The 18,227-nt window shown below is 69.8% G+C and carries 16 protein-coding genes; 8 read left to right on the forward strand and 8 right to left on the reverse strand.

What is annotated here, in order from left to right:
* The first annotated feature begins 4 nt into the window (after window positions 1-4).
* Together ACK4LS_RS09510 and ACK4LS_RS09515 are read left to right on the forward strand one after the other, a co-directional pair.
* The gene (locus ACK4LS_RS09510) at window positions 5-775 is read left to right on the forward strand and encodes an alpha/beta hydrolase (RefSeq protein WP_409716473.1); all 771 of its coding nucleotides are present in this window, start codon (window positions 5-7) and stop codon (window positions 773-775) included.
* 470 nt (window positions 776-1,245) lie between these two features.
* On the forward strand, window positions 1,246-1,983 hold the full coding sequence (locus tag ACK4LS_RS09515) for a hypothetical protein (RefSeq protein WP_409716475.1): 738 nt from the start codon (window positions 1,246-1,248) through the stop codon (window positions 1,981-1,983).
* 424 nt (window positions 1,984-2,407) lie between these two features.
* On the opposite strand, the gene ACK4LS_RS09520 is transcribed toward ACK4LS_RS09515, so the two are convergent.
* The 8 genes from ACK4LS_RS09520 to ACK4LS_RS09555 form a co-directional block, all read right to left on the reverse strand.
* The gene (locus ACK4LS_RS09520) at window positions 2,408-3,514 is read right to left on the reverse strand and encodes an adenosine deaminase (protein ID WP_409716477.1); all 1,107 of its coding nucleotides are present in this window, start codon (window positions 3,512-3,514) and stop codon (window positions 2,408-2,410) included.
* Window positions 3,515-3,537: 23 nt separating this feature from the next.
* Complete coding sequence (locus ACK4LS_RS09525) at window positions 3,538-4,827, reverse strand: thymidine phosphorylase (RefSeq protein WP_409716479.1); 1,290 nt, start codon at window positions 4,825-4,827, stop codon at window positions 3,538-3,540.
* Window positions 4,824-5,225 carry a cytidine deaminase gene (locus tag ACK4LS_RS09530; protein ID WP_108320631.1) on the reverse strand — a complete coding sequence of 134 codons (402 nt, stop codon included), beginning with the start codon at window positions 5,223-5,225 and terminating at the stop codon, window positions 4,824-4,826. Before ACK4LS_RS09530 ends, ACK4LS_RS09525 begins: the two co-directional genes overlap by 4 nt.
* A gap of 43 nt (window positions 5,226-5,268) precedes the next feature.
* A complete protein-coding gene (locus tag ACK4LS_RS09535) occupies window positions 5,269-6,567 on the reverse strand; it encodes an ABC transporter permease subunit (protein WP_409716481.1) in 1,299 nt (432 codons plus the stop codon).
* Window positions 6,564-7,928: an ABC transporter permease gene (locus ACK4LS_RS09540; protein ID WP_409716483.1), complete on the reverse strand. Its 1,365-nt coding sequence runs from the start codon at window positions 7,926-7,928 to the stop codon at window positions 6,564-6,566. The genes ACK4LS_RS09535 and ACK4LS_RS09540 overlap by 4 nt, the downstream gene beginning before the upstream one ends.
* On the reverse strand, window positions 7,925-9,445 hold the full coding sequence (locus ACK4LS_RS09545) for an ABC transporter ATP-binding protein (protein ID WP_409716485.1): 1,521 nt from the start codon (window positions 9,443-9,445) through the stop codon (window positions 7,925-7,927). The genes ACK4LS_RS09540 and ACK4LS_RS09545 overlap by 4 nt, the downstream gene beginning before the upstream one ends.
* 157 nt (window positions 9,446-9,602) lie before the next feature.
* Window positions 9,603-10,709, reverse strand: coding sequence for a BMP family protein (locus ACK4LS_RS09550; RefSeq protein ID WP_409716486.1), 1,107 nt, complete (start codon window positions 10,707-10,709; stop codon window positions 9,603-9,605).
* Between the two features lie 195 nt (window positions 10,710-10,904).
* Window positions 10,905-12,023, reverse strand: a complete 1,119-nt coding sequence (locus ACK4LS_RS09555) for a mannose-1-phosphate guanylyltransferase (RefSeq protein WP_409716488.1) — start codon at window positions 12,021-12,023, stop codon at window positions 10,905-10,907.
* A gap of 214 nt (window positions 12,024-12,237) precedes the next feature.
* On the opposite strand from ACK4LS_RS09555, the gene sdhC reads away from it, so the two are divergent.
* The 6 genes from sdhC (at window position 12,238) to ACK4LS_RS09585 (ending at window position 18,130) form a co-directional block, all read left to right on the forward strand.
* A complete protein-coding gene (sdhC, locus tag ACK4LS_RS09560) occupies window positions 12,238-12,672 on the forward strand; it encodes a succinate dehydrogenase, cytochrome b556 subunit (protein WP_074615813.1) in 435 nt (144 codons plus the stop codon).
* Window positions 12,672-13,130 (forward strand): succinate dehydrogenase hydrophobic membrane anchor subunit, encoded by a 459-nt coding sequence (locus ACK4LS_RS09565; RefSeq protein ID WP_409716490.1) that lies wholly within the window; start codon window positions 12,672-12,674, stop codon window positions 13,128-13,130. The genes sdhC and ACK4LS_RS09565 overlap by 1 nt, the downstream gene beginning before the upstream one ends.
* 46 nt (window positions 13,131-13,176) lie before the next feature.
* Entirely contained in the window at window positions 13,177-15,006 is a 1,830-nt protein-coding gene (gene sdhA / locus ACK4LS_RS09570) for a succinate dehydrogenase flavoprotein subunit (protein ID WP_409716493.1), read from the forward strand.
* A gap of 1 nt (window position 15,007) precedes the next feature.
* Window positions 15,008-15,793: a succinate dehydrogenase iron-sulfur subunit gene (locus ACK4LS_RS09575; RefSeq protein WP_409716495.1), complete on the forward strand. Its 786-nt coding sequence runs from the start codon at window positions 15,008-15,010 to the stop codon at window positions 15,791-15,793.
* Window positions 15,794-16,032: 239 nt separating this feature from the next.
* Complete coding sequence (locus ACK4LS_RS09580; protein ID WP_409716497.1) at window positions 16,033-17,232, forward strand: YihY/virulence factor BrkB family protein; 1,200 nt, start codon at window positions 16,033-16,035, stop codon at window positions 17,230-17,232.
* Between the two features lie 49 nt (window positions 17,233-17,281).
* A complete protein-coding gene (locus ACK4LS_RS09585) occupies window positions 17,282-18,130 on the forward strand; it encodes an exodeoxyribonuclease III (protein ID WP_409716500.1) in 849 nt (282 codons plus the stop codon).
* Window positions 18,131-18,227: the final 97 nt, after the last annotated feature.

Genomic DNA, 18,227 nt, shown 5'->3' on the forward strand with positions numbered 1-18,227 from the left:
TGAGGTGACCGACCGCGACACCCCCGCCCCGCCCGCTCCACGTCGCCGTCGACGGTGGCTGCGGTGGACCCTCGCGGGCGTCGCCGCTGTCGTAGTGCTCTCGGTGGGCGGCATCCTCGTCTACACCCAGGTGGGTGTGATGGCCGCCGAGCCCGGCCCCCTCGCCGAGGCCGAGGCGCGCCCCGGCGTGAGTATCCGTCACGACGGTGCGGGCATCGTCCTCTCCCCCACGGCCGGCGCGACCGGTCAGGGGCTCGTGTTCATCCCCGGCGCCAAGGTCGAGGCCGAGGGCTACATCGCGACCTTCGCCGACTCGGTCGTCGACGACGGCCTCACCGTCGTCATCACCCGCCCTTGGCTCAACCTCGCGTTCTTCGACCCGCGGCCCCTCTCGAGCTTCACCGATCTCGCCCCCGACGTGTCGAGCTGGGCGGTCGGCGGACACTCCCTCGGTGGGGTGCGGGCGTGCCAGCTCGCGACCGACGCCGACGCCCTCGTGCTCTTCGCCTCGTACTGCGCGAACGACCTGTCGGCATCCGGTCTCCCCGTGCTCAGCCTGTCGGGCTCGGAGGACGGCCTGTCCACCCCGCAGAAGATCGCGGATGCCAGAGACGAACTCCCCGCCGATGCCACCTTCGTCGAGATCCCCGGCGCCTCCCACGCCTCGTTCGGCGCCTACGGCCCGCAGGCCGGCGACGGCATCCCCACGGCCGATCCGGCCGACGTCGACCGCATCATCGCCGACGAGCTGGCCGGCTTCCTCCCGCGTCGCTGACGAGGCGCCGGCGACGCCGCGCCGGGCCGGGTACGCCGGGCCGGGTACGCCGGGCCGGGTACGCCGGGCCGGGTGCGCCGAGCCGGTGAGGGCCCGCCGGTGCCGGCGACGGAGCAGCGGCGCACGTCCCGCGCTCCGGATCATCCGGCCACCCGCCACACAAACCATCGCCCAGCCACCCGTGCACGCTCGATACTCCGGAATGCGGAACGGCGACCCACCGCCGACCCCTCCTCCCCGCGGCTGAAGTCCTCCACAGATGCCGGCGCGAAGCGCCACGGGCGCCCTCGACTTCCCACGCTGATCGGATGACCGGCCCCTCCGCTTCGCCCCAGACACCGACCGCCCTCTCGACGCGAGTGCTTCGCGAGGCAGGCCTGACCAAACGGGACATCGCGACGGCCGTCGCCGATGGCAACCTCGTTCGCCTACGCCTCGGACGATACGCATCTGCGCAGACCCCGGGCGTCATGATCGACGCGGCGCGGTGGGGCGGACGCGTCGACTGCGTTTCCCTGCTGTCGCACCTCGGAGTCTTCGTCCACGACCGCTCGGCGCCGCACATTCAGGTCGACCCCCACGCGACGCGACTGCCCCCGCGACCCGCGGAGGTCCGATGCCACTGGCGCCCGACGACCGCAGACGCCGACGCACTGGTGGTGACCACGGTCGAGGCACTCGCCCAATCCGTCCTGTGCCAGCCGCCTCGGCATGCGATCGCGACGCTCGACAGCGCCTGGCATCTTGGGCTCGTCGATGAACGCGGCGTCGACGAGGTGTTCCGCCGTCTCCCCGCCTCCCTCCGGGTGCTGCGCGGATTGCTCGATCCGCGCAGTGAGGCCGGGATCGAGAGTCTCGTGCGCCTGATCCTTCGCACGCTCGGACACCGCGCCGATCTCCAGGTCAGCATCGACGGCGTGGGTCGCGTGGATCTCGTCGTCGACGGGTGGCTCATCGTGGAGTGCGACAGTCGCCAGTTCCACTCCGGTTGGGACGCGCACGTCCGCGACCGCCGGCGAGATGCCGCCGCTCTCGCGCGCGGCTACGTCACGGTCCGTCTGCTGGCGGCGGACGTCCTGTCACGTCCCGACGCCGTTCGCGCTCAGCTGGGGGACATCCTCGCCCACGGGCCCGCTGTGCCGCATTCCGGACGAATTCGCGCTCCGCCGCGTGAAGCGACGCGACGGGGCCGTCTCTCGCGCACGTGATCCGGAGCCCGGGACAGCGAGCGACGGTTTCCGTGATGCCAGCCGCAGCCCTGACCCCACCCGCCCCGCTGCTCCGCCAGCCGCGCCGCACCCGGCGTCTAATCCGCGCGCCGGGGCGAGGACGCGAACGCGTGTGCCGCGCTCCGGATGACATTCGCGTATCACCCGGTGATGTGTCGTCGCGGACGCGAACTCCGCGCGGAGCTCCGGAGAGCGGGACGCTGCAGCGGCCGAGGCCGGTGCGGAACGCTGCAGCACCCCAGTGCGGAACGACGCAGCAACCCGGTGCGGAACGATGCTGCGGCCCGGTGCGCGACGACGCAGCCCGGTGCGGACGACGCAGCGGCCGCGGCCGGCCGCGATCCGTCCCCGGAGACGCGAGAGGGCGCCCACCGCGACCGGTGAGCGCCCTCGAAGCCGCGTCTCAGCGCTGGAAGCCCTCCGAGATGATCTCGATGAGCTCCTCGCGCTCCTCCACCGGCAGGAACGCGCCCGCGGCGGCGTTGAGCTGGAACGCCTTGAGGTCGTCGAGGTCGTAGTCGAACGCCTGGGCCAGCAGGCCCAGCTCGCGCGTGAGCGTGGTCGCGCTCATCAGGCGGTTGTCGACGTTCACGGTGACCGAGAAATCGAGCTGGTAGAGCAGATCGAACGGGTGGGCGTCCATCGTGTCGCCCCAGGCCGTGACGGCGCCCGACTGCAGGTTCGACGTCGGCGACAGCTCGAGGGTGATCTCGCGGTCGCGCACCCAGCGGGCGAGGTCGCCGAAGGTGACCTGCACCTCCTCACCCTCGCGCGAGACGACGTCGAGGTCGTTGGCGATGCGCACACCGTGACCGAGGCGCAGGGCCCGGCCGTCGATGAGCGCCGAGCGGATGGACGCGAGCCCCGCGCCCTCCCCCGCGTGCACCGTCGTGGGGAAGAACTGCTCGGCGAGGTAGTCGAAGGCCGCGCGGTGGCGCTTCGGGAGGAAGCCGTCCTCGGGACCGGCGATGTCGAACCCGACGACGCCGCGCCCCCGCCACGACACCGCGAGCTCGGCGATGTCGAGCGCGTTGTCCTGGTGGCGCAGAGCGGTGAGCAGCTGGCCCACGCGGATGTCGTGTCCGCGGGAGTCGGCGGCATCCTCGCCCTCTTCGATGCCCTCCTGCACGGCGTCCACGACGTCGTCGAGGCTGAGGCCGCGCGTGAGGTGCTGCTCCGGTGCCCAGCGCACCTCGCCGTAGACCACGCCGTCGGCGGCGAGGTCTTCGACGAACTCCTTCGCCACGCGCACGAGGCCCTCGCGGGTCTGCATCACGCCCACCGTCGCGTCGAACTTCTCGAGGTAGTCCTCGAGCGAGCCGCCGTCGATGTGGTCGGAGAACCACGCCTCCAGCCCTTTCACATCGTCGGCGGGAAGGTCGAGGTCGATGTCGTCGGCCAGCTCGAGCACCGTCTGCGGCCGCAGGCCGCCGTCGAGGTGGTCGTGCAGCGAGACCTTGGGCAGGTCGCGCACACGGCGTCCGTCGACGCGGAAGTCCTCGGTGGGCATGGTGCTCCTCTTTCCGGATGCCATTACGCGGTGATGCGTTCGCGCACGATCGGCGTCGCGACGGGAGCCGAGTCGGCGATCTCCCACGCTCCCTCGACGGCGCCGAGGGCGCGCTCGAAGCGCGTCTCATCATCGGCCGACAGGGTGAACAGGGGTTGACCGGCGGCGACGGACTGACCGACCGTCACGTGCAGATCGATGCCCGCGGCGTGTACCACGGCGTCCTCGGCACGCGCGCGACCGGCACCCAGGCGCCAGGCGCCGATGCCGAAGGGCAGGGCCTCGATGCGCGAGACGACACCCGAACGGTCGGCGACGACCGTGTGGGTCTCGCGGGGCGTGGGGAGCGCGGCATCCGGATCGCCGTCCTGGGCGCGGATCATGCGCTTCCACACGTCCATCGCGCGGCCGTCGGCGAGCGCGGCTTCCACGTCGGCGTCGGGCCGACCGGCGAGGGTCAGCATCTCGCGCGCGAGGGCGACCGTGAGCTCGACGACATCGGCGGGGCCGCCGCCGGCGAGCACCTCGACCGACTCGCGCACCTCGTTGGCGTTGCCGATGGCCCGGCCCAAGGGGGTGTTCATGTCGGTGAGCAGGGCTGTGGTGTTCACACCGGAGTCGGTGCCGAGCGCGACCATCGTCTCGGCGAGCTCGCGCGCGCGGTCGATGTCCTGCATGAACGCGCCGGAACCGAATTTCACGTCGAGCACGAGCGAGTCGGTGCCCTCGGCGATCTTCTTCGACATGATGCTCGAGGCGATCAGCGGGATCGCCTCGACCGTGCCGGTCACATCGCGCAGCGCGTAGAGCTTCTTGTCGGCGGGAGCCAGGCCCGTACCGGCCGCGCAGATGACCGCGCCCACGTCGCGCAGCTGCGCCATGATCTCGTCGTTCGACAGCGCCGCGCGCCAGCCGGGGATCGACTCGAGCTTGTCGAGCGTTCCGCCGGTGTGGCCGAGGCCGCGGCCCGAGAGCTGCGGCACGGCGACGCCGAACGCGGCCACGAGCGGTGCGAGCGGCAGCGTGATCTTGTCGCCCACGCCGCCGGTGGAGTGCTTGTCGACCGTGGTCTTGCCGAGCGAGCCGAAGTCCATGCGCTCGCCCGAGGCGATCATCGCGTCGGTCAGCACGCGGATCTGGTCGCGGCCGAGGCCGTTCAGCAGCACCGCCATCGTGAACGCCGACATCTGCGCGTCCATGACGTAGCCGCGCGTGTAGGCGTCGACGAGCCAGCGGATCTCCCCCTCGGTGACGGCGCGTCCGTCGCGCTGCGCGCGGATGATGTCGACCGCGTCGTACTGCTCGGCGCTCATCGCGCCGCCTCCTCGAGGTCGCGCGGACCGAACGCGTCGGGCAGCACCTCGTCGATGGTGCGGATGCCGCTGACGGTCTCGAGCAGCATGCCCGGGATCGCGTGCTCGAACAGCAGCTGACGGCAGCGGCCGCACGGCATGAGAGTGCGTCCCTCGCCGTCGACGCAGACGAAGGCGACCAGCTGGCCGCCCCCGCTCATGTGCAGGTCGGACACGAGGCCGCACTCAGCGCACAGCGTCACCCCGTAGGAGGCGTTCTCGACGTTGCACCCCGAGACGATCCGCCCGTCGGCGACGAGCGCCGCGGCGCCCACCTTGAAGCGGGAGTAGGGCGCATACGCGCGGTGCATGGCGTCGGTGGCGGCGACGCGGAGTTCGTCCCAGTCGATGTCGGTCATCGTGGAGCAGGGGGTCCTCTCGTGAAGGGGGAAGCGGGCTGGGTCAGCCCTTGATGTACGGTTTGCCGGCGGCCGCGGGGCCGCGGACCTTGCCGACCAGTCCCGCGACGGCGAAGATCGTCACCACGTACGGCAGCATGAGCATGAACTCGCTGGGCACGGGCGATCCGATCACGCCGAGGGTGTTCTGCAGGTTCGACGCGAAGCCGAACAGCAGCGCGGCCAAGGTCGCGCGGATCGGGTCCCACTGCCCGAAGATGACCGCCGCGAGGGCGATGTAGCCCGCGCCCGCCGTCATCTCCTTGTTGAACGCGCCCACCGAGCCGAGCGTGAAGAACGCTCCGCCCAGGCCCGCGATCGCGCCGCCGAGGGCGACGTTCCAGAACCGCGTCCGGGCGATGTTGATGCCCACCGTGTCGGCCGCCTGCGGGTGCTCGCCGACGGCGCGCAGGCGCAGACCCCAGCGGGTGTGGAAGAGACCGACGTAGACGACCGCGACAGTGACGTACATCAGGTACACGATGATCGTCTGGTTGAACAGCATCGGCCCGATGACGGGGATGTCGGCGAGGAACGGGATCGGAAGGCGCCCGAAGCGCGGCGGGGAGTTGAGCGTCGCGGCGTTCGGTGCGAGCAGTTGCGAGAACAGGAAGCTCGTCAGCCCCACCACCAGCACGTTGAGCACCACGCCGACGATCACCTGGTCGACGAAGTACTTGATCGCGAACGCGGCCAGCACGAACGACACCAGCACGCCCGACACGGCCGCGGCGAGCAGGCCCACGAAGGGGTTGCCCGTGGCGGTGGCCACGACGGCCGAGGTGAACGCACCCGCGAGCAGCTGACCCTCGATGGCGATGTTGACCACGCCGACGCGCTCGCTCAGCACACCCGCCATGGCGCCGAAGATCAGCGGGACCGACAGGCTCAGACCACCCGCGAGCAGACCGGTGAGGGGGATGACGGAGGTCGTCGCCCCGGCGGCCGCCCAGGTGAGGAAGCCCACCATGAACACGAGCGCGAAGATCACGGCCAGCCACAGCGGTGGACGGCGGTGAGCGCGGACCATCAGCACGCTGCCGAGGGCGATGAGCGCCAGCAGCACGGTGCAGACGAGACCCGTGACGGCCCCGCCGAGCACGACCTCGGGCAGCTGGAGGAACTCGCCCGGGCTCGAGATGCGGAAGACCGCGTCTCCATCCTGTCGGGCGATGACGAACAGCACGAGCGCCAGCAGCGTGATGACACCGTAGACGATCGGGGCCTTCCAGCTGACGACGACGGCGGTGTCGAGCGCCGCGGGCTGCGGCGACGCCGGGTGGCGCTGAGCGGTGGTGCTCACTTGGCCGCCTCCTTCTTCTTGAGGGCACGCGTCTTGCTCGGGCGGGCCCCGGGGGCCGGCAGGCGGAAGATGGCGCGCACGAGCGGGGGTGCGGCGATGAACAGCACGATGAGGGACTGCACGACCAGGACGATGTCGATCGGCACGCCGTTCGCAGCCTGCATGGCGAAGCCCCCGGCCTTGAACGCGCCGAACAGGATGCCGGCGACGAGGACGCCCACGGGAGTGGAACGCCCGAGAAGGGCGACCGTGATCGCATCGAAGCCGATGCCGGCGTCGATGCCGCTGGAGAAGCCGGTGGTCACGGTACCCAGCACCTGGTCGACGCCGGCCAGACCGATCAGCGCACCGGAGATGAGCATCGCCACGACGTACATCGACTTGACGTTGATGCCGGCCACGCGCGCGGCGTTCGGGTTCAGTCCGACGGCGCGGAAGCGGAAGCCGAGCGACGAGCGCTCCAGGATCCACCACACCAACACCACGGCGGCGAGGGACAGGACGAAGCCGAAGTGCAGGTTGTAGGACGGACCCAGCAGGTCGGGGAAGACCGCGGTGTCCTTCATCGCCGGCGTGGTCGGGTTGTTCGAGCCCGGGGCCTGGAGCAGGCCGGGGGTGCGCAGCATGTAGTACACGAGGTAGAACCCGACGTAGTTGAGCATGATCGTCACGATCACCTCGTGCGCGCCGGTGCGAGCCTTGAGAAGGCCCGCGATACCGGCCCAGAGTGCTCCGGCCACGACGCCCGCGACGAGCGCCACGAGGGCGTGCAAGCCCCACGGCAGGTCGAAGGCGAAGGCGACGTAACCGCCGGCCGCAGCGGCGACCAGCATCTGGCCGCGGCCGCCGATGTTGAACATGCCCACGCGGAAGGCGAGCGCGACGCCGAGACCGGCCGCGATCAGCGGCGTCGCGAACGTGAGGGTCTCGGTCAGCGGACGGATGCCGGTGGCGAATTCCGGGCGCCGGAAGTTGTAGATCGCTCCCTGGAAGAACGAGGCGTACGCACCCGACACCGACTGCCAGATCGCGGCGAGGGTGTCACCGGGTCGGGCGAAGAAGTACCCGGCCGTGGCCTGGACGTTCTCGTCGGTCGCCGCGATCATGATCGCCCCCACGAGGAGAGCGAGGATGACGGCGAGGACCGAGATGATGGCGTTGCCGGTGGCGATCTCGCGCAGTGCGCGCCGCCAGCGGCTCTCGTCGGTCGCGGGCTCGGGTGCGACCACCCGTGCTCCCGCGGCCGGATCGACGGCGGACGCGCCCTCGAGGGCGGTGTCGGCCTGGGTCGCCTCGGCGACCTCCGCGGCGCGATCGGCGCGCGCGGCGGTCGGGTCGTGCGGGCTGTGCGGATCGCTCACGCGGCGACTCCTTCGTTCTGGGGCGCTTCGCCGGCCATCATGAGGCCGAGGACGTCGCGGGAGGTGTCGCCGGGCACGATTCCGACGACGCGACCGCGGTACATGACCATGATGCGGTCGGCCAGGGCGGTGACCTCATCGAGCTCCGTGGAGACGACGATGACGGGCACACCCGCATCGCGGGTCTCGATGACGCGCTTGTGGATGAATTCGATCGAACCGACGTCGACGCCGCGGGTGGGCTGAGCGGCCACGAACAGTCGCAGCTCGCGGCTCAGCTCGCGTGCCAGCACGACCTTCTGCTGATTGCCCCCCGACAGGCGGCCGACCGGCGTCTCGATCGAGGGGGTGCGCACGTCGAATTCCGCCACCTTCTCGCGTGCGAAGTCGGCGAGCGTCGACAACTGCAACGTGCCGCCCTTGACGAACGGCGCCCCGTCGGCGCGATCGAGCATGAGGTTCTCGGCGATGGAGAACTCTCCGACCAGGCCGTCTTCCTTCCGGTCCTCCGGGACGAAACCGACGCCGGCGTCGAGCACCGCACGCACGGTGGACCCGTGCAGTTCATTGCCGTCGAGGCGGATGGAGCCGTCGACGCGCTCCTGCAGTCCGACCAACGCCTCGGTCAGTTCGGTCTGTCCGTTTCCCTGGACACCGGCGATGGCGAGCACCTCGCCGCGGCGCACCTCGAAGCTCACGTCGTTCACGACGAGCTGACCGATCGCGTCGACCACGGTCAGACCCGAGACCGACAGTCCGACCTCGCCGAGGGTGGGCGCGTCCTTGTGGACGGTCAGCTCGACCGCCCGACCGACCATGAGGGATGCCAACTCCGCGTTGGACGCGGTGGGCTCGGCCTCGCCGACCACCTTGCCCAGACGGATGACGGTGATGCGGTCGGCGACTTCGCGCACCTCGCGGAGCTTGTGGGTGATGAACACGATCGAGGTGCCGGAGTCGCGCAGCTGACGCATGATCGCCATGAGCTCGTCGGTCTCCTGCGGCGTGAGCACGGCGGTCGGCTCGTCGAACACGAGCACCTTGGCGTCGCGCGAGAGCGCCTTGATGATCTCGACGCGCTGCTGCACACCGACGGGGAGGTCGTCGACGAGCGCGTCGGGGTCGACGTCGAAGCCGAAACGATCGGAGATCTCCCTGACCTTCGCCCGCGCGGCGGTCAGATCCAGTCTCCCGCCGGCTTTCGTGGGCTCGTGACCGAGCATCACGTTCTCGGCGACGGTGAAGACGGGGATGAGCATGAAGTGCTGGTGCACCATGCCGATGCCCGCGCGCATCGCATCGCCCGGGCCGGAGAAGTGCTGGACGGCGTCGTCGAGCAGGATCTCTCCCCCATCGGCCTGATACAGGCCGTAGAGGACGTTCATCAGGGTGGACTTGCCGGCACCGTTCTCACCGAGCAGGCAGTGGATCTCTCCGGCCTCGACGGTGAGGTCGATGTGATCGTTCGCCACCAGGGATCCGAAGGTCTTCGTGATCCCGCGGAGTTCGAGCTTCATGTTCCCGATCCTAGGTTCTGTGGCGCCGGTCCCGGAGGGGACCGGCGAGGAAACCGCCTCGTGAGCGGGTCATCCCCCGAGGGCCGACTCGTGCCGTCCTCGTTCATAAGGGAGGGGAGGCCGGCGGATGCCGGCCTCCCCCAGGAGTTGTACGGACTCAGCCGGCGAGGTAGGACTCGACGGTGATGTCGCCGCTGACGATGCTCGCCTTGAGCTCGTCGATCTTCGTCGTCAGCTCGGCGGGAACGCGGTCCGACCAGTCGTGGTAGGGAGCCAGGCCGACACCCTCGTTCTCGAGCGTGCCGACGAACGGCGCCGCGTCGAACTCGCCGTTGCCGGCGGCCACGATCGCGTCCTTCGTGCCCACGTCGATGCCCTTGAGGATCGAGGTCAGCAGCAGGTCGCCGACCGTGGGGTCGGTCTCGTACACGTCGGCGTCGACACCGACGAGCGCGATCTCACGCCCGGCGTCCTTGATGGCCACGGCGGCCGACTGGTAGATCGGGCCACCGACGGGCAGCAGCACGTCGACGTTCTGGTCGATGAGCGCCTGCGCGGTCTGGCGCGCGGTGTCGTTGGCCTCGAAGCCACCGGTGAACGATCCGTCCTGAGCGGCGCGGTCCCAGCCGACGACGCGGACGGAGGCGTTGTTGTCGGTGTTGTACTTCTCGACGCCCTGGGCGAAGCCGTCCATGAAGATGCTCACGGTCGGGATGTTGAGGCCACCGAAGGTGCCGACGACGCCGGTCTTCGAGGTGCCCGCGGCGAGGTAGCCGGCGAGGTAGGCCGCCTGCGCGGTGTCGAAGATGATCGGCTTGATGTTGGGGGCGTCGGTCTTGCCGTCGAAGTCGCTGTCGACGGTGTCGTCGATCGAGACGTACTCGAGGTCGGGGTTGGCCTTGGCCGACTCCAGCGCCGCGGGGGCGAGGAGGAAGCCGACCGTGACGATCGTGTTGCAGCCCTGGTCGACCAGGTTCTGCAGGTTGGAGGCGTAGTCGGTCTCGGCCTGCGACTCGACCTCGATGGGGGTCTTCGCACCGAGCTCGGAGGCGGCCTCGTCGACGCCCTCCTTGCCGAGCTGGTTGAACGACTTGTCGTCGAAGCCACCGGCGTCCGACACCATGCAGGGCAGGTAGTCGCTGGCGCCGCCCCCGGCTCCGGCCGACGCGCCGTTGCTCTCGGGTGCAGCGCCGCAACCGGCGAGCAGCGCGGCGGCGCCGATCATGGCGAGGCCGCTGACGACGGCCTTCTTCGTGGTCTTCACGAATGGTCCTCCAAGACGGATGCCCCCAACGGGTTCGGGGGACGATCCCGTCACGTTACCTACTGTGTCGCCACGCTTGCGCACCGGGAGCCGCCGCGCGAGCCAATGGTTACAAAGACGCAATCTCGCGTCACGCCACCGCCACACGCCGCGACGAAAGGTGGGACTGGATGCCGCAGCGCGCGGCATCCGGTCTCAGAGGACGTCGCCGCGACCGGTGAGCTTGAGGGCGTCGACGACGCCCTTCACGCGCTGGGCGTTCTCGCTCGTGGTAACCAGGAGCGCGTCGGGGGTGTCGACCACGACGATGTCGCGCACGCCGATGAGGCTGATGACGCGCTTGGTCTGCGAGACGACGATGCCGCTCGAGGCGTCGGAGAGGACGCGCGCGTCTTCGCCGAGGATGGCGAGCTCGTTGCGTCCGCCCGAGGAGTTGAGCTTGGACAGGCTCGCGAAATCTCCCACGTCGTCCCAGTCGAAGTGCCCGGGGATGACGGCGAGGCGCCCCTTCTCGGCCGCCGGCTCGGCGACGGAGTAGTCGATCGCGATCTTCTTCAGGCCGGGCCAGATGCGGTCGACGGCGGGACCGCGACGATCGCGGTCGTCCCACGCTTCGGCGAGCTCGAGCAGGCCCGCGTGCAGCTCCGGCTCGTTGACCGCGAGTTCGGCCAGCAGCACGTCGGCGCGCGTGATGAACATGCCCGCGTTCCAGAGGTACGCGCGGTCGGCGAAGTACTCCTTCGCGGTGTCGAGGTCGGGCTTCTCCACGAACCGCTCGACCATATAGGCCTCGGGCGCATCGTCGACGATCAGCTCGCCCGCCTGCTTGATGTAGCCGAAGCCGACGGAGGGCTCGCTGGGCTGGATGCCGATGGTGCAAATGTATCCGGCTCGGGCCACGGCGACGGCCTGGCGGACCGCGAACTCGAACTGTCGCGACTGGCGGATGACGTGGTCGGCCGCGAACGAGCCGATGATGACGTCGGGTTCGCGGCGCACCAGGATGGCGGCGGCGAGACCGATCGCAGCGGAGGAGTCGCGCGGCTCGGACTCGAGGAACACGTTGTGGTCGGGGACTCCCGGGAGCTCGCGCTCCACGGCGGCCCGGTGCGCCCGGCCGGTGACGACGGCGATGCGCTCCGTACCCGCGAGCGGGGCCAGGCGGTCCCACGTGTCGCGCAGCAGGGTCTGTCCCGAGCCGGTGAGGTCGTGGAGGAACTTGGGGGCGTCGGCGCGCGACAGCGGCCAGAGGCGGCTGCCGATCCCTCCGGCGGGGATCACGGCGTAGAAGTCGTCGATAGCGAGGTCTGCCATGGCTCCGACCCTACTGGTCGCGGGCGCGCGCGCCCTGCGGCGCCGGTCCGGGTGATCCGCCGGGGCGGCGGCATCCGGAACTATCTCGATGTCGAGAGAGTCTTAGGCGGCCCTAATCCCCGCCGTTCACAGCCCGGACGTAGTATTTGATGGCGCCCGTGTGACGCTCGGACCCGTGTGGGTCCCACACCGTGTTCGATCAGGGAGGACGACCGTGTCAGCACCAGCACGTGCCACGCCGTCGGTGAAAGAGACCACTTCGAAGAGGCCGCGCGGCACTCTCTACCGCGGCCGTGAGGGCATGTGGTCGTGGGTTCTGCACCGCATCACCGGTGTCGCGATCTTCTTCTTCCTGCTCGTGCACATCCTCGACACGGCGCTGATCCGCGTCTCGCCCGAGGCGTACGACGCGGTCATCGGCACCTACAAGAACCCGGTCATGGGTCTCGGCGAGGTCGCCCTGGTGGGCGCGATCGCCTACCACGCCTTCAACGGCCTGCGCATCATCCTCGTCGACTTCTGGCCCTGGGCCACGCGCCACCAGCGTCAGCTGTGGTGGGGCGTGCTGGGCCTGTGGGTCGTCACGATGCTCGGCTTCACGCCGCGCCACCTCATCAACGTCTTCAGCGCCGTCACCGGGAGCCACTGATGTCCGTCGCCCAGGAAGCCGCCACCATCCCCGCCCCGCGCACGCCCGGCGTGCGCAAGAAGGGCGCCAACCTCGAGAAGTGGGGCTGGATCTACATGCGCGCCTCCGGCGTGCTGCTGATCGTCCTGATCTTCGGCCACCTGTTCGTCAACCTCATGACGGGCGACGGCATCCACCAGATCGACTTCGCATTCGTCGCCGGCAAGCTCGCCTCGCCGTTCTGGCAGTGGTGGGACGTGCTGATGCTGTGGCTGGCCCTCATCCACGGCGCGAACGGCATGCGCACGATCGTGAACGACTACGTCAGCAACGCCGGGGTGCGCAAGCTCCTCGTCGGCTCCCTCTGGGTGTCGGCCGGATTCCTCATCCTCCTCGGCACGCTCGTGGTGTTCACCTTCGACCCCTGCCTCGGCGTGACCGAGAGCAGCACCCTCTGGGACGCGTGCCGGGCGGCGTGAGCCGGCGGCATCCCTTCCTCCCCCTGACAGCAGAGGCATTGCACACGTGAGCACTCAGACCAGCTCGGACTCGATCGTCAAGGACGGCGTCCACTACCACCAGTTCGACGTCGTCATCGTCGGCGCCGGCGGGGCGGGCATGCGCGCGGCCATCGAGGCCGGCCCCGGCGCGAAGACCGCCGTCATCTCCAAGCTCTACCCGACCCGCTCGCACACCGGTGCGGCGCAGGGCGGCATGGCGGCGGCGCTCGCCAACGTCGAGGAAGACTCGTGGGAGTGGCACACCTTCGACACCATCAAGGGCGGCGACTACCTCGTCGATCAGGATGCCGCGGAGATCCTCGCCAAAGAGGCCATCGACGCCGTCATCGACCTCGAGAACATGGGTTTGCCGTTCAACCGCACGCCCGAGGGCAAGATCGATCAGCGTCGCTTCGGCGGCCACACGGCCGACCACGGCAAGACGCCCGTGCGTCGCGCGTGCTACGCCGCCGACCGCACCGGTCACATGATCCTGCAGACGCTGTTCCAGAACTGCGTCAAGCTCGGCATCAACTTCTTCAACGAGTTCTACGTGCTCGACCTCATCACGGTGAAAGATGCCGCGGGCGGCACCCAGGTCGCGGGCGTCGTCGCCTACGACCTCGCCACGGGCGAGCTGCACGTGTTCCAGTCCAAGGCCGTGGTCTTCGCGACCGGCGGATTCGGCAAGATCTTCAAGACCACCTCCAACGCCCACACCCTGACCGGTGACGGCGTCGGCATCGTGTGGCGCAAGGGTCTGCCGCTGGAGGACATGGAGTTCTTCCAGTTCCACCCCACCGGCCTCGCCGGTCTCGGCATCCTCCTAACCGAGGGCGCCCGCGGCGAGGGCGCGATCCTGCGCAACGCGAGCGGTGAGCGCTTCATGGAGCGCTACGCCCCCACCATCAAAGACCTCGCGCCGCGCGACATCGTCGCCCGCTGCATGGTGCAGGAGGTCGCGGAGGGTCGCGGCGCCGGCCCGCACCGTGATTACGTGCTGCTGGACTGCACGCACCTGGGCGCCGAGGTGCTCGAGACCAAGCTCCCCGACATCACCGAGTTCGCCCGCACCTACCTCGGCGTCGACCCGGTCGTCGAGCCGGTGCCGGTCATGCCGACCGCGCACTACGCGATGGGCGGCATCCCCACCAACATCAAGGCGGAGGTGCTGTCCGACAACGACACCGTCGTCCCCGGCCTCTACGCCGCCGGCGAGTGCGCGTGCGTCTCGGTGCACGGCTCGAACCGCCTCGGCACCAACTCGCTGCTCGACATCAACGTCTTCGGCAAGCGCGCCGGCCGCAACGCGGTCGAGTACGTCAAGACCGCCGACTTCGTGCCGCTGCCGGAGGACCCGGCCGCCGAGGTGCGCGGCCTCATCGAGGGCCTGCGCACCAACAGCGGCACCGAGCGCATCGCCGTGCTGCGCAAGACGCTGCAGGACGAGATGGACAAGGGCGCGCAGGTCTTCCGCACGCACGAGTCCCTGGCTCACGTCATGGACGTGATCGCCGACCTGCGCGAGCGCTACAAGAACATCCACGTCGACGACAAGGGCAAGCGCTTCAACACCGACCTGCTCGAGGCCGTCGAGCTCGGCTTCCTGCTCGACCTGGCCGAGGTGGTCGTCTACTCCGCGCAGAACCGCGAGGAGAGCCGCGGCGGTCACATGCGCGACGACTTCCCGACGCGCGACGACGAGAACTACATGCAGCACACCATGGCGTACCTGTCGGGCGACCCCCACTCGTCGCACCCCGCCGATCACATCGAACTCGGCTGGAAGCCCGTGGTCTTCACCAAGAACGAGGCCGGGGAGCTGCGCTACCCGCCGCTGGAGAGGAAGTACTGAGATGGCATCCACCGTCCTCGAGAACGTCGACACCTCCGACGAGGTCGAGCAGACCCCGGAAGACACCGGGATCCAGTCGTTCCTCGTCACCTTCAACATCCGCCGCTTCGACCCCGAGGTCGACGATGAGCCGCGCTGGGTCGACTACGACGTGGAGCTGTACTCCACCGACCGCGTGCTCGACGCCCTGCACAAGATCAAGTGGGAGGTGGACGGCTCGCTGTCGTTCCGCCGCTCGTGCGCGCACGGCATCTGCGGCTCGGATGCGATGCGCATCAACGGTCGCAACCGCCTGGCCTGCAAGACGCTGATCAAGGATCTCGACATCTCGCAGCCCATCTACGTCGAGGCGATCAAGGGCCTGCCCCTCGAGAAGGACCTCATCGTCGACATGGAGCCGTTCTTCGCCTCCTACCGCGAGGTGCAGCCGTTCCTGATCTCGAGCTCCAAGCCCGAGCCCGGCAAGGAGCGCGTGCAGTCGATCGTCGACCGCGAGGTCTTCGATGACACCACCAAGTGCATCCTGTGCGCCGCGTGCACCTCGTCGTGCCCCGTGTTCTGGACCGACGGGCAGTACTTCGGCCCCGCCGCGATCGTGAACGCGCACCGCTTCATCTTCGATTCGCGCGACGACGCCGGAGACGTGCGCCTCGACATCCTCAACGACAAAGAGGGTGTGTGGCGCTGCCGCACCACCTTCAACTGCACCGAGGCGTGCCCCCGCGGCATCGAGGTCACCAAGGCCATCGCCGAGGTCAAACAGGCCGTGCTGCGCGGCGGTCGCTGACCCCTCGCCCTCGAACGGCGGGTGCGCCGTCCCTGAGATCGTCAGGGGCGGCGACCCGCCGTTCGGCGTTTGCGCCGGGCCGGCCGGGACGCGTCGCGGATCCCGCAGGACCGCAGGGACCTCGGATGCCGGGCGCCGAAGCCTCCTGGAGCGGGAAGCCGCTGCGGCACCGGTGACCGGATGCCGCGCGGCGCGGGTGACCGCCCGGGGACACGGCATCCGTTGATTAGGCTCGACGGGTGACCGAGACCCGCCAGGATCCCCGGCCGCTGCCGGCGGTGCGCGACGACGACACGTCGCTGCGCGACCGGCTCGAGGCCGCGCAGAGCGCCGTGCTCGAGCGCCTCGATCAGCCCATCGCGCGAGCCGCCCGAATCGCTCGATGGTTCCCGATCCGGGTGTGGCGGCACTTCCTGCAGCACAACGGCTTCCTGCTCGCCGCGGGGATGAGCTACCAGGGGCTCTTCGCCGTGTTCTCGGCGCTGTACCTCGCGTTCGCGGGTGTCGGGCTGTGGCTGGGCGGTAGCAGAGCGGCGATCGACGGGCTGATCCGCATCGTCAACAGCTACATCCCGGGCATCATCAGCACGAACGGCCTCGTCGACCGCGAGCAGGTGGAGGCCGTCGCCCAGGAGAGCGGGCGCCTGCTGACCATCACCGGCATCGTCGCGGTCGTCGTGGTCGTGTGGACGGCGATCGGCTTCGTCACCTTCACCCGCCGGGCCGTGCGAGACACCTTCGGCCTCCCCTTCGACACGCGCAACTACGTCATGCTCAAGGCGCGCGACTTCGTCGCGTCCGTGCTGTTCGGGGTGACACTGCTGATCGGCGCGCTCCTCGGCAGCATCACCACCGGCGCCGTCGATCTCGTCTTCGGCCTGATCGGATGGGACCGCGAGACCCTCGGGTGGTCGGTCGGTGCGCGCGTCGTGTCGCTCGTGGTGGCGTTCGGCATCAACACCGTCGCGCTCGCGTCGCTGTTCCGCTTCCTCACCGGCACGTCGCTGTCCTGGCGTCGCGCGTGGCCGGGCGCGCTCGTCGGCGCCACCGGCATCGTGCTCCTGCAGGTGGCCGCCGGCTTCTTGTTCGTCTACACGCCGTCGAATCCGTTGCTCGCGACGTTCACCGTGCTCATCGGCTTCCTGCTCTGGTTCCGCTTCATCGGCATCGTCATCCTGGTCTCGGCCGCCTGGATCGCGGTGGCCGCGGGCGACCGCGACGTTCCCCTGCGCTCCCCCGAGGACCGCCGGGCGATGGAGCAGGCGGCGCTGGTGATCGCGGCGCAGGTGGGCGTCCGGGAGGCCGAGCACGCCCTCGCCGTCGCGAGGTGGCCGTGGCGGTGGCGCGCGCGGCGGCACCTCGTCACGGCGCAGAAGACCTTGACTCGCGCCGAGGCCGACGTGCCCGCGCCCCGCCGGGTGTCGCTCCTCCCCGACTGACCGGTGGACGACCGGAGCCGATGTCGGAGGTCGCGATTAGGCTCGTCGGGTGGCTCGCTCCGTACGCATCGTCTCCGTCAACGTCAACGGCATCCGTGCCGCCGTCCGCAAGGGCATGACCGAGTGGCTCGACGCCTCCGGCGCCGACGTCGTCGCCCTCCAGGAGGTGCGCGCCACCGCCGAACAACTCGCCGAGGCGCTGCCGGGGTGGGAGATCGTCAACGACGAGGCCCTGCAGAAGGGCCGCGCCGGCGTCGCGATCATCAGCCGCCTGCCCGGTGTCGAGACCCGAACGCACCTCGGCCCCGAGCCCCTCGACGCCTCCGGCCGGTGGATCGAGACCGACTTCGACATCGACGGCGAGACCGTCACCATCGTCAGCGCCTACGTACACAGCGGCGAGGTCGACACCCCCAAGCAAGACGCGAAGTGGCTGTTCCTCGATGCGATGGAGCGTCGCCTCGCCGAGCTCCGTGCCGAACGCGAGCTGGCGCTGGTCGTCGGCGACCTGAACGTGGGGCACCGTGAGCTCGACATCAAGAACTGGCGGGGCAATCGCAAGAACGCGGGGTTCCTCCCCCGCGAGCGCGCGTACTTCGACCGCTTCTTCGGTCCCGTCGGCGAGCAGGTCGAGGGTGCCGACGGATCGACCGGCACCGGCCTGGGCTGGGTCGACGTCGGGCGTCGCGCCGTGGGCGAGGTCGACGGGCCGTACACGTTCTGGTCGATGCGCGGAAAGGCGTTCGACACCGACAGCGGATGGCGCATCGACTATCACGTCGCCACCCCCGCCCTCGCCGAGCGGGTCACCGCCTACCGCGTCGACCGCGCGCCGTCGTACGACACCCGCTGGAGCGACCACTCCCCGGTGATCGTCGACTACACGCTCGGGGCCTGACGCAGCGGGCGTATTCCGACCGGCGGGGGCCATGGGGTGGGAAGTCCACGAGCCGGCGTCTCGTCGCGGGACTTTCGCCCGGCCGTCGGCAACGTGC

This window comes from Microbacterium sp., assembly GCF_046295495.1.
GTDB lineage: Bacteria > Actinomycetota > Actinomycetes > Actinomycetales > Microbacteriaceae > Microbacterium.

Coding starts and splice junctions, on each gene's coding strand:
- ACK4LS_RS09545 (WP_409716485.1), bottom strand. CDS start 9,445: ATGAAGCTCGAACTCCGCGGGATCACGAAGACCTTCGGATCCCTGGTG.
- ACK4LS_RS09515 (WP_409716475.1), top strand. CDS start 1,246: ATGATCGACGCGGCGCGGTGGGGCGGACGCGTCGACTGCGTTTCCCTG.
- ACK4LS_RS09555 (WP_409716488.1), bottom strand. CDS start 12,023: ATGGCAGACCTCGCTATCGACGACTTCTACGCCGTGATCCCCGCCGGA.
- ACK4LS_RS09530 (WP_108320631.1), bottom strand. CDS start 5,225: ATGACCGACATCGACTGGGACGAACTCCGCGTCGCCGCCACCGACGCC.
- ACK4LS_RS09520 (WP_409716477.1), bottom strand. CDS start 3,514: ATGCCCACCGAGGACTTCCGCGTCGACGGACGCCGTGTGCGCGACCTG.
- ACK4LS_RS09525 (WP_409716479.1), bottom strand. CDS start 4,827: ATGAGCGCCGAGCAGTACGACGCGGTCGACATCATCCGCGCGCAGCGC.
- ACK4LS_RS09565 (WP_409716490.1), top strand. CDS start 12,672: ATGTCCGTCGCCCAGGAAGCCGCCACCATCCCCGCCCCGCGCACGCCC.
- ACK4LS_RS09575 (WP_409716495.1), top strand. CDS start 15,008: ATGGCATCCACCGTCCTCGAGAACGTCGACACCTCCGACGAGGTCGAG.